We start from the raw sequence: 10,898 nt of genomic DNA on the forward strand, positions 1-10,898 counted from the left end.
CTACACATCAAAATATCCGCCCTTCGCTTCTTTCCACATCTTGTAGCCATCGAGTTCATCTTCATGAACTGAGCCGGTGACGATGAGTTTTGGACCCATCGATAGGAAGCATGCTCTGGTTAATGGCAGATGACCAATGGACTCAACTGCATCATGATTCTCTCCCGTCATCGTGAGTTGAGCCTGTTCTAGTTCCTTGGGCCGTTCACTCCACTTGTTTGCATAAGTGCGGATATGAACACCTCCGTCGTCAGCTTGTAAAAGCTTGATCACTTTATACGAATCTTGTGACCAAACCGAATACAAGCCTCCAACTTGGAACTTAAAACTACTCTCAAAAACAGTTTTGAGGTTCGAGGTTTGTTCGGGGCTGAAAGCCCAGCGGAGGTGCTCATCATTTGGATTTAATACAATGCCGGCCAAACCGGGGAGGCCGAAAACAAGTTCCATGGCAGGAATTTCGACGGCTTTGTCGAAAGGTCCCCAGTTTTTCGCTTCTGACAGAGCTCGTTCTCTGGAAGTAAAAGCTGCAACATATGGGATGTCACCCGCATGGGTTGTGATTGCAGCATCGGAGAGACGTTTGTCTCCTTTGGTTAAAATAAAAACTTCGGAACCACCAAAGTTCACCAGCAGGTGACAGAGGGATTCTTGGTTTTCCTCGGACAAATGGAGAATCAGCGCAATTTCCAAGGCATTACCCCGCCCAATTTCAAAGTCAGCCATGATTTTCTGAACAAGGGCTGATTTCGCCTTCTGTGCTTCTCTTTTCTTGCCGAGCTTTTTGAAGAAATCGAACATGGATTGCGCAGTTTTCTCCGAACAAGGAGGTGAGGATGCAAGCTGTCGAGTCAAATCCGGCCGCTGCGTTTGAAATGACTGCGGCACGGGAAGTCTACCCGAGCATTTGGTGGTTTCCTTTCCGTGCCTTCCGTGTATTCCGTAGGCCATCCCCATGAACCACTGGCTCCTCAAATCCGAACCCGACGTCTTCTCCTTCGACCACCTGAAGCAGCGGCCCAAGAAGACCGAGCCCTGGAACGGCGTGCGCAATTACCAGGTCCGCAACATGATGCGCGACGACATGTCCCTCGGAGACCTCGGCTTCTTCTACCACTCCAGCTGCGACGTCCCCGGCATCGCTGGCATTGTGAAGATCGTCAAGGAAGCCTACCCCGATCCCACGCAGTTTGACCCCTCCTCCGAATACTTCGACAAAGGCAGCAAGCACGAAGACCCCCGCTGGCTCATGGTCGATGTAAAATGGGAGGCCGACTTCAAGACCTTCGTCACCCTCGACATGCTCCGCGCCGACCCCAAGCTCGCCGACATGCTCATCCTCCGCCGCGGCAACCGCCTCTCCATCACACCAGTGGAAGCCAAGCACTGGGAACGCATCTGCAAGCTCGGCGGCCTTTGATGCGAGAGCATTTGGAGTGCGGTCGCGAAGATGCAAGGCGCAGGCCTGCATCGCAGCTACCGCTTTCACGGGGTTTTGGACGTGCTTCGGCCACAGCCTGCCGTCCGGCATGCGGTGAGTGCTTTCGGGCAGCATGATGGCTTCCGCACGCCGTCCAGCCTGCAGAAAGCGGTAGCTGCGCGCAGCCCGCTCCTACTTGTCCACCACCATCTCCGTCACGCTCACCGTGCCGTAGCTGAACCCCACGCTGAGATTCGCCTTCGCACGCGCGATGGACGCATGCTCATACGTCTTCACAAAATCGCCCACCTTCACCGTGGCCTTGCTGCCTCGCAGCTCTACGCGGATCTTCGTCCACGCATCCGCCTTCAGCACCACCGCCTTCTCGTTCCCCAGTGAGATCGATTTGTGATCTTTCTCATCCGGCGGAAAGGCGCGCACGCCCATCCCGGCCCGGGTGAAAACCACCCGGAACACATGCCCCTCTTTACCGTTCGCGGTAAAGACGATCGTCTTGTTCGCCGCATCCGGTTTCACCGCGAAATGGATCGCCGCGTCTGTGTAAGCCAGATCATAAAAAAGGATGGGCCCATGATCTTTGTTCTTCTTGAACAGCGCATCATCCTGCGTGCACGTGGCGCTGCCTTCCGCAAACTTCCACTCGCCACGCATGGCTCGGCGGCCTTCAAAAGTCGTCGGAAGAAACTCATCCTTCAGCAGCGGAGCTTCGGCACCCAGGGCTGAGGAGACGATCAGGGCAAACAGGACGGCTTTAAACTTCATGGCAGTGTCTTGGCGATCTTGTTAAACCCTTCGCGCACCGTTCCATCCGCGCTGATCAGCGGCTGCGGATTCTCTACGCGTCCCAGCTCACGCACGCCGGGCGCGTCCTTGGTCTTGTCTCCCAGGTCCGCCCTCATCGTCTCCGCATGCTTCTCCAGCTGCGCCACGATGTCCGCATGCTCTGCGGCCACGTTCTTCGCCTCGCCGATGTCTTCCTCCAGGTTATACAGCTCGTTCTTGCCCAGGTGCAGCTTCCACGGCCCGCTGCGCACCGCCTGCAGGTTGAAGCCCGCATAGTAATAAAACACATCATGCCCGCTCGCGCCCTTCTGGCCTAGCAACACAGGCGAGATATCCTTCCCGTCCAGCTTCAGCTCGCCCACGCTCTTGCAGTGCGCCAGCTCGCCAAAGGTCGGCAGCCAGTCCATGTGCGCTGTGATGGCCTTGGTCTCCGTGCCTGCGGGGATCCTGCCCGGCCACCACGCGATCGTGCATACGCGGATGCCGCCCTCCAGCGTGCTGCCCTTGCTGCCACGCAGCGGCGTGTTGTCCGCGCCTTGATTCAGCGGCCCGCCGTTGTCGCTGGTGAAGACCACCAGTGTGTTCGCATCCAGCTTCAGCTCACGCAGCGTGTCCAGCACCTGCCCCACAGACCAGTCCACCTCGATGGCCCAGTCTTTCTGCAGGCTGATGCCTGATTTGCCCATGAATTCCTGATGCGGGTAGTGCGGGAAATGCACCGCATTGTGCGGCAGGTAGAGGAAGAACGGCTTCTTCTGATGCTCGCGGATGAACTTCACCGCACGCTCCGTGTACCGTCGTGTGAAAGTGTGCTGCTGCGCCGCCTTCACGCGCTCCACCACATTGTGGTCTTCGATCAGCGGCAGCGGTGGCTGCGCCTGTCCCTTGATCCCCGTCTCCGGCTCGGCGTCGGCCTTGGCTGCTCCTGCTTTGCCCTTCGCGGCAGCCTTCGGCAGCGGTTGGTCAGGATTGCTCTTCGAGCCCTCCGCTCCCGGCCCCATGTCGTTGGAATAGGGAATGCCATAGTAGCTGTCGAAGCCCTGGTTCGTGGGCAGAAACTCCGGCTGGTCACCCAGGTGCCATTTACCGATGCACGCCGTTGCATAGCCTGCGCCCTTTAGCACCTCGGCCACCGTGGTCGCCTTCGGGCTCAGGCCCACCGCCGCTGCTGGAAACAGCACATGCGGCACCGGCAGCACACGCTTCGGGTAGCAGCCCGTCATCATCGCTGCGCGCGATGGCGTGCACACCGGCGCGGCATAGTGGCTCGTCAGCTTCATCCCCTCCTTCGCCATGCGGTCGAGGTGAGGCGTGGAGATCTTCGCCCCAAACGGCCCGATGTCCGCATAGCCCAGATCATCAATGTTGATCAGCACAATGTTCGGCGTCTCGGCGGCGAAGGCGGAATACAGCAGAGTGAATGAAGAGAGAATAAGGAGCAGGGGTTTCATGAAAAGAAGAAGTCGAATGCTCAAGGATCCACCAGTTCAGGATTGTACATCACATTTCCCTGTGGGATCGCAGGCGTCACACCATCAGCAGGGAAGGTGGTCTTCACGATGCCATGGAGCTGCTCGGCCAGCTTCGCCTGCACCTCGGCCTGCTCCGGTTTGTCCGCCAGATTAGTCAGCTCCTTCGGGTCGGTTTCATGATCGTACAGCTCCTTGCCCGCCTTGCCTTCATCCCACTCGGTGTAGCGATAGCGGTCCGTGCGCAGCGCATAGCCAAAGATTCGTTTCCCATCATCTCCCTTCGCGGCGCTCGCGCCCATGCGCTTGAAGCCACCACCACGCACCACCTGGCTCAGCACCCAGCCGCGTCCTTTCACCGTGGGGTCCTTCAGCATCGGTGCCAGGCTCTGCCCCTGCAGATTTTCAGGACTCTTTACCCCGCACAGCTCCGCCAGCGTCGGATACAGGTCGATCAGCCCCACCGGCGCTTGCGCCACCGCACCTTGCTTCATGCCCGGCGCAGCGATGATGAGTGGCACGCGCGCACTTTCCTCAAACAGGCTCTGCTTCTGCCACAGGCCATGCTCGCCCAGGTGGTACCCGTGATCACTCGTAAAGACCACGATCGTGTTTTCCGCCAGTCCCAGACGGTCCAGCGCATCCAGCACTTTGCCCGCCTGCGCATCCATGAAGCTGATCGCGGAATAATACGCCTGCACCGCCTGCCTGCGCAGATCATCCGTCAGCTTGTCCTGCTCCTTTTTGTAGCTGCCCAGGGCCGCAGCGGGCAGGTCTGCCTGATCTTCTTTCACTCCCTGCACCACCGGCATCTGCGCCTCCGGGTAGCCCTTGAACCACTTTTCAGGCGAGACATACGGCGTGTGCGGGCGGAAGAAACCCACCGCCAGAAAAAACGGCCGGTCCTTCTCCTTGGCGCAGCGCTCCAGCACCCACTCGGCGTCCTTGGCCTGCAGGCCGTCCGTGTGTTTTTCATCCGGCTCCGGAGAGGCATACCAGCTCAGCGTGCCGCCAAAGTTGCCAGGCAGCAGGGAGAAAATCTTCGGGTGCTCCAGCAGGCGGTCAGCGCCAGCGGGGTTCAGCTCCAGCTCCCACGAGGCCGGGTCATCGTGGCCATTGGTGCCGATCGAGTTGGGCACTCCATAGTGGTAAAGCTTCCCGATCCTGGCCGCAAAGTAGCCATCCCTGCGAAAAGCCTGCGGCAGGCTGACCGCCTTCGGGATCGACTGCCGAAAGACCTGCGAGTTGGTCAAGATGCCCGTGCTGTTCGGGTACAGCCCCGTCAGCATCGAGTTCCGGCTCGGGCCGCACAGGGGGAACTGGCAGTTCGCATTTTGAAAGCGCACGCCCCTTGCCGCCAGCTTGTCCAGATTCGGCGTCTTTACCAGCGGATGCCCGTAGCAGCCCAGGCTGTTGTTCAGGTCGTCCGCCATCATGAAGAGCACATTCGGCCGCTGCGCGGCATGAAGCTGCGAAGCGAGGACAAGTACGGTGGTGGCGAGTAAGGTCGGGAGTCTCATGCGGCGGGGTGAAACGCAGCCCAGGCGTCCATCTTGCGGCCCGTCGTGCATCAATGCTGCATAACTTTTGACCTCAAAGACGCGAGGCGATAGTCTCCAAGTTTGATGTCCGCCAAGCGCAGAAAATCGCCCAAGCCAGCTCCGCAGCCCCGACCGGAAAAGAGTCCGGTTCCAGCGGCTTGTTCAGTTCCAGCGGCATGTCCGGCCCCTGTGGCCGCAGCTCCGGCGCAGACTTTTCCAGACTGGGCGGGCACAGCACTCATCCTGGTAGTCACGCTGCTGGCCTACTACCCGGCGCTGCCCGGCGGCTTCTTGTGGGACGACGAGGAGTGGACCAAAAACATCGAGGAACTGAGGCAGAGCTGGCATGGGCTCTGGCGCATGTGGAGCGACTTCAAGGCCCTGCAGCAGTACTACCCTGTGAGCGGCACCACCTTCTGGATCGACGGCCGTCTGTGGGGCAGCTGGACCTTCCCCTACCATGTGGAGAATGTGCTCCTGCACGGCATTGCCGCCGTCATGTTTTGGCGTCTGCTGCGGCGGCTGGAGGTGCGCGGTGCCTTTCTGGCCGGAGCCTTGTTTGCCTGGCATCCGGTCATGGTCGAGTCGGTGGCATGGGTCACCGAGCGCAAAAACGTGCTCTCCATGGTCTTCTACCTCGGGGCCTTCCTGGCCTATGGTCATTACACCGGTTTCTGGAAGGAGGAGACTCCGCCCCGCAGGCGCTGCATGTATGGGCTGGCACTGGGGCTCTTTGTGCTGGCGCTGCTGGCCAAGATCACGGTCTTTGCCTTTCCGGTGGCATTGGCGCTCCTTTGCTGGTGGCGGCGCGGCACACTCCGCTGGCGGCAGGATCTGCTGCCGCTGATCCCGTTTCTGGTCATTTCGGTCGTGGTAGGTGCTGGTATCTCCTGGCTGGAAAAATACAGTGTGGGCGCTGTCGGGAACGACTGGGACTGGACCTTTGCTGAGCGCATTCTCATCGCAGGCCATGCCCTGTGGTTCTACGCCCGGCAGATGTTCTTCCCCGTGGGGCAGTCCTTCATCTATGTGCAGTGGCATCCGGATGCCGGCTCATGGTGGCACTGGGTCTGCGCGCTGTCCGCGCTTGCCGTCATCGTTGGTGTCTGGCTGGCGCGCAAAAAAGTCGGGCGCGGCGTGGTGGTGGCGGTTTGGTATTTCGCCGGCACGCTCTTTCCGCTGCTCGGCTTCATGAACGTGTACGGCATGCGCTTCTCCGTGGTGGCAGACCACTGGGTGTACCTGCCCGGCATGAGCTTGATCGTGCTGGCGGCGTACGCGCTGGCAGGCAGTGGAAAGCTCTTGGGAAAGCGCGGAGAGCTGGCATGCATGGTGGTGGTGCTGGCTCTCATGCCCGTGCTGGCCTGGCGTCAGACGTGGCAGTATCAGGGCATGGAGGCCCTGTGGCTCTCCACGCTGGAGAAAAACCCGCAGTGCTGGCTCGCGCACAACAACTACGGCATCCTGCTCGTGGAAGACGGCCGCCTCGACGCTGGCATATCCCACTACCGCGAGGCCTTGAAGCACAGGCCCGACTATGCGGAAGGGTTCAACAATCTGGCCACCGCGCTGATGAAAAAAGGTGCCACAGACGAGGCGCTGCAGCTTTACCGCAAGGCCGTCTCCCTCAATCCCGGCAGCTCCGCCTGCAACTTTGACCTTGGCAACACCCTGCTGCAAAAAGGCGAGATCGATGAGGCCATGCAGTATCTCACGCGTGCCCTCGAGCTGCGCCCTTCACGCGCGGAAACCCTCAACAGCCTGGCCACGGCCCTCACGCGCAAAGGCGAGATCGACGAAGCAATAAAACTCTGCCGCAAAGCCCTGGAGCTCCGCCCCGACTACCCCGAGGCGCACAATAACCTCGGCTTCCTCCTCCTGCGCAAAAACGAGATCGATGAAGCCATGCAGCACTGCCGCAGAGCCATCGAGCTGCGGCCCGGCTACGCGGAGGCACAAAACAATCTCGGCAACGCCTTTCTCCAGCAGGGCCGCATTGACGATGCCATCCCATGCTATCGCGAAGCGCAGCACCTGCAGCCCGAATCCGCAGATGCTCCCTTCAATCTCGGCAACGCCCATCTGATGAAAGGTCAGATCGATGCCTCCATCGATTTCTACGAGCAGGCCCTGAAACTCCGCCCGGCCTACGCCGAGGCCAGCTACAGCCTCGGCAATGCCTGGATGCAAAAGCGCCGCCTCGACAAGGCGGTGGAGCATTTCCAGACCGCGCTCAAAGCCGCGCCCGACCACATCCCCACTCTCAACAACCTCGCTTGGATTCTCGCCACTTCCAGAGAGGCATCCCTGCGCGATGGCGCTGCTGCCGTCGAACTGATGCTGCATGCGGACAAGATCGCAGGCGGCACCAGCCCCGTGATCAAAAACACCCTCGCTGCCGCCTATGCGGAGGCGGGCCGCTTTGACGATGCACGGGTGGCATCCCGGCAGGCGGCGGACCTGGCCCTGCAGCAGGGAAACACAGATCTCTCCCGCCTCATCAGAGAGGAGCAGATCCTCTTTGAGTCGGGCAGGCCTTTCCGCGACAGCGGACCCTGAAAGCCGCTCGCATCTCGCTGTAGACCACAGCTTGGAGCGACATTTTTTTGACCCAGCCAGCCCGGCACGTTAGCCTTGCCTTTTAATGCCGAAAAGCAGCCCCAAGAAAAACCAGCCCGCAGCCAGTGCTGCACCCGCTCCACGCCGTCTGCCGGAGTGGGCGTTCATGCTGGCGCTGCTCTTGCTGGCCTTTGCGGCTTACTATCCATCCCTGAACGGCGGCTTTGTCTGGGATGATGATTCGTGGACGGCCAACATCGAGCCTATGCTCCGGGACGGCGCGGGCCTGTGGAAGATGTGGCGCGATCCCACCGCCCTGCAGCAGTACTACCCGCTCAGCGGCACCACCTTCTGGCTCGACTTTCAATGTTGGGGCTGGTGGACGCTCCCCTACCATGTGGAAAATCTGCTGCTGCATCTCGCGGCGGCGCTGTTGTTCTGGCGCGTGCTGGTCCAGTTTCAGGTGCCCGGCGCGTGGCTGGCGGCTGCTGTGTTTGCCGTCCATCCGGTCATGGTGGAGTCGGTGGCCTGGATCACCGAACGCAAAAACGTGCTCTCCCTGGTGTTCTTTTTGGCCGCGCTGCTGTCCTACGGCAGGTTCGTTTCATTCTGGCACTCTGAAGACAGGGCTGCAGGTGGCTGGCGTGCGTACACCGCTGCCATGGTCTTCTTCATCCTGGCCCTTCTGGCCAAGGTCACGGCCTTTGCTTTTCCGGCGGTGCTGCTGGTGCTGTGCTGGTGGCGGCGTGGCAGCATCCGCTGGCGTGCAGATGTGCTGCCGCTGCTGCCCTTCTTTGCCGTCGCCATCGCATTCGGTCTCGGCATCGCATGGCTGGAGACCCACACCGTCGGTGCCAGTGGTCCGGACTGGGACTGGTCATGGCCGCAGCGCTTCCTCCTCGCAGGCAGGGCCCTGTGGTTCTACGCTTGCAAGGTCTTCCTGCCGCTCGGGCTCAGCTTCATCTATCCACAGTGGACCCCGGATGCCGGCTCCGTCTTCCACTGGCTCATGCTGGTTTCCGCCGTGGGGGTGTTTGTGGTTCTGTGGCTGGCTCGTGCCCGCCTGGGCCGCGGGCCGCTGGCGGCTGCCTGTCTCTTTGCCGGCACCCTGTTTCCCGTCCTCGGGTTCATGAATGTGTACGGCATGCGCTTCTCCGTGGTGGCAGACCACTGGGTTTATGTCTCCACCCTGCCCTTGCTGGCATTGATGGCCGCTGGCCTCGTGGCAGTGATGCAGCGGCTCCAGCACCAGGGGCTCCGTCAGGGGCTCTATGGCCTGCTGCTCCTCCTGCTGGCGTTGCAGAGCTGGCGGCAGGCTGGCCAGTATCGCAGCATGGAGACCCTCTGGCGTTCCACGCTGGAGAAAAATCCCGGCTGCTGGATGGCTTGGAACAATCTGGGAAACCTGATCCTCCAGCAGGGCAAGATCGATGAATCCATCTCCTTCTTCAGCAAAGCGCTGGAGCTCAGGCCTCACTACGCCGAGGCGCATAACAACCTGGGCGAGGCGCTTCTGCGCAAAGGCCTCTTCGCCGACTACCAGAAAGAGCTGGATCGTGTCATCGCTGAATTTCAGAGCGCCGTTGATCTGGAGCCGTGGAATGCCGCAGGCTATTACAATCTCGGCAGCGCCCTGCTTCAGGCCGGTAAATTCGACGAGTCGATTTCCCGCTTTGAAAAAGCACTCAGCCTCAAGGAGGCCTACGACGACGCCCACAACAATCTCGGCGTGGCGCTGGTGCAGAAGAACCGGGTCGATGACGCCATCAGCCATTACCGCCGCGCCTTGCAGCTCAGGCCTTCCAATGTCGAGGCCATGGTCAATCTCGGCGCCGCGCTGCTTGGTCGTGGGCAGGTCGATGAAGCGGTCGCTCTTTACGAGCAGGCGCTGAAGCTTCAGCCAGACCACTCCGGCGCGCACAACAATCTGGGCATGGCCCTCCTGCAAAAGGGCAGGGCGCCGGAGGCTATGCAGCACCTTCAGCGCTCCCTGGAGCTCAGGCCCACCAATGCCGAGGCCCATTGCAACCTGGCCAAATGCCTCAGCGAAGAGGGTAAATTCGAAGCTGCCATCCAGCATTACGAGAGCGCGCTCAAGGTGCGCCCCGGTTACGGCGATGCACTCTATGGCCTCGGTGTGGCGCTGAGCCGCACCGGCCATGTCAAAGAGGCCGTACAGCAGTATCAGCTGGCCGTGCAGAGCGAGCCCGCACGCGCCGATGCCCGGATCAATCTCGGAAACCTGCTGCTGCAGCTGGGAGATGTCACCGCGGCTGTGGACCATCTTGAGCGTGCCGTGGAGCTCGCGCCAGGAGAGCTGCTTTCCCACAACAGCCTTGGCAATGCCTACCTTCAGGCTCGCAAAATCTCCGAGGCCGTGCAGCAGTTTGAGCTGGCTCTCAAGAGCAGCCCCGACAATTGGGTGGTTCTCAACAACCTCGCATGGATCCTCGCCACCTCACAGCAGGCTTCTGTGCGCGATGGAGTCAGGGCAGTGTCTCTGGCCCGGCAGTCCAGCAAAGCCGCAGGCGAGGAAAACCCATTCGTTCTGCGCACCCTCGCCGCTGCTTATGCCGAGGCCGGACAGTTTGATGAAGCCCTGCAGTCCGCCGCATCGGCCAGGCGCATGGCTCAGGTGCTCGGAAACACCTCTCTGGCGGAAGCCATTCAGGCGGCCATGCAGCTTTATCAGGCAAAGACCCCGTTCAGGGATGTCCAGTGAGCTGTCGAAAACAGGCGTTAGGCCTACTTGTGAATAAGAGGGGCATCATTGTCGGTCATCCCCTTCAAAAAAGCTGCCAAATCAGCTCAAAAATAAGCTTTATATTTATGGTTTGCTCATTTTTCTTTCGGGGTAAAGAGAGCGGTACGTAAACATTTATTTTAGCAAATGTTCTTATTTTTCTGAATTTCTCCTGCGTTAACTTTCACAGGGCCCCGAATATTTCAAAAATCGTCAAAATATGCAGCCAACTTTTTTCTTGTTCTGAAATAATGCCGTCCCTCATACTGGAGCGCCGAAGCTTTATTCGCTGAATGGCTCATTCGTGCTTCAGCGTACTTTAGAACTCTCTATGATTAAGTCACTACGTACCCATCGCAAAT

The 10,898-nt window shown here is 60.0% G+C and carries 7 protein-coding genes; 3 read left to right on the top strand and 4 right to left on the bottom strand.

Annotated features, from left to right (window positions below; translation table 11 throughout):
- Positions 1-801 (bottom strand): SseB family protein, encoded by an 801-nt coding sequence (locus tag HNQ65_RS17030; protein ID WP_184341106.1) that lies wholly within the window; start codon positions 799-801, stop codon positions 1-3.
- A 154-nt stretch (positions 802-955) separates the two neighbouring features.
- Here HNQ65_RS17030 and HNQ65_RS17035 point away from each other — a divergent pair, with 154 nt between their 5' ends.
- Positions 956-1,420 (top strand): EVE domain-containing protein, encoded by a 465-nt coding sequence (locus HNQ65_RS17035; RefSeq protein WP_184341108.1) that lies wholly within the window; start codon positions 956-958, stop codon positions 1,418-1,420.
- Between the two features lie 192 nt (positions 1,421-1,612).
- Here HNQ65_RS17035 and HNQ65_RS17040 read toward each other — a convergent pair whose 3' ends face one another.
- From HNQ65_RS17040 to HNQ65_RS17050, 3 genes are read right to left on the bottom strand one after another with little or no spacing between them, the layout of a single operon-like run.
- Positions 1,613-2,203, bottom strand: coding sequence for a hypothetical protein (locus tag HNQ65_RS17040; protein ID WP_184341110.1), 591 nt, complete (start codon positions 2,201-2,203; stop codon positions 1,613-1,615).
- A complete protein-coding gene (locus HNQ65_RS17045; protein WP_184341112.1) occupies positions 2,200-3,675 on the bottom strand; it encodes a sulfatase family protein in 1,476 nt (491 codons plus the stop codon). The genes HNQ65_RS17040 and HNQ65_RS17045 overlap by 4 nt, the downstream gene beginning before the upstream one ends.
- A gap of 20 nt (positions 3,676-3,695) precedes the next feature.
- Positions 3,696-5,213 (bottom strand): sulfatase, encoded by a 1,518-nt coding sequence (locus tag HNQ65_RS17050; protein WP_184341114.1) that lies wholly within the window; start codon positions 5,211-5,213, stop codon positions 3,696-3,698.
- Positions 5,214-5,423: 210 nt separating this feature from the next.
- Here HNQ65_RS17050 and HNQ65_RS27000 point away from each other — a divergent pair, with 210 nt between their 5' ends.
- A complete protein-coding gene (locus HNQ65_RS27000; RefSeq protein WP_184341116.1) occupies positions 5,424-7,793 on the top strand; it encodes a tetratricopeptide repeat protein in 2,370 nt (789 codons plus the stop codon).
- Between the two features lie 85 nt (positions 7,794-7,878).
- The gene (locus HNQ65_RS17060; protein ID WP_184341118.1) at positions 7,879-10,515 is read left to right on the top strand and encodes a tetratricopeptide repeat protein; all 2,637 of its coding nucleotides are present in this window, start codon (positions 7,879-7,881) and stop codon (positions 10,513-10,515) included.
- The last annotated feature ends 383 nt before the right edge of the window (positions 10,516-10,898 follow it).

This window comes from Prosthecobacter vanneervenii (assembly GCF_014203095.1).
Lineage (GTDB): Bacteria > Verrucomicrobiota > Verrucomicrobiia > Verrucomicrobiales > Verrucomicrobiaceae > Prosthecobacter > Prosthecobacter vanneervenii.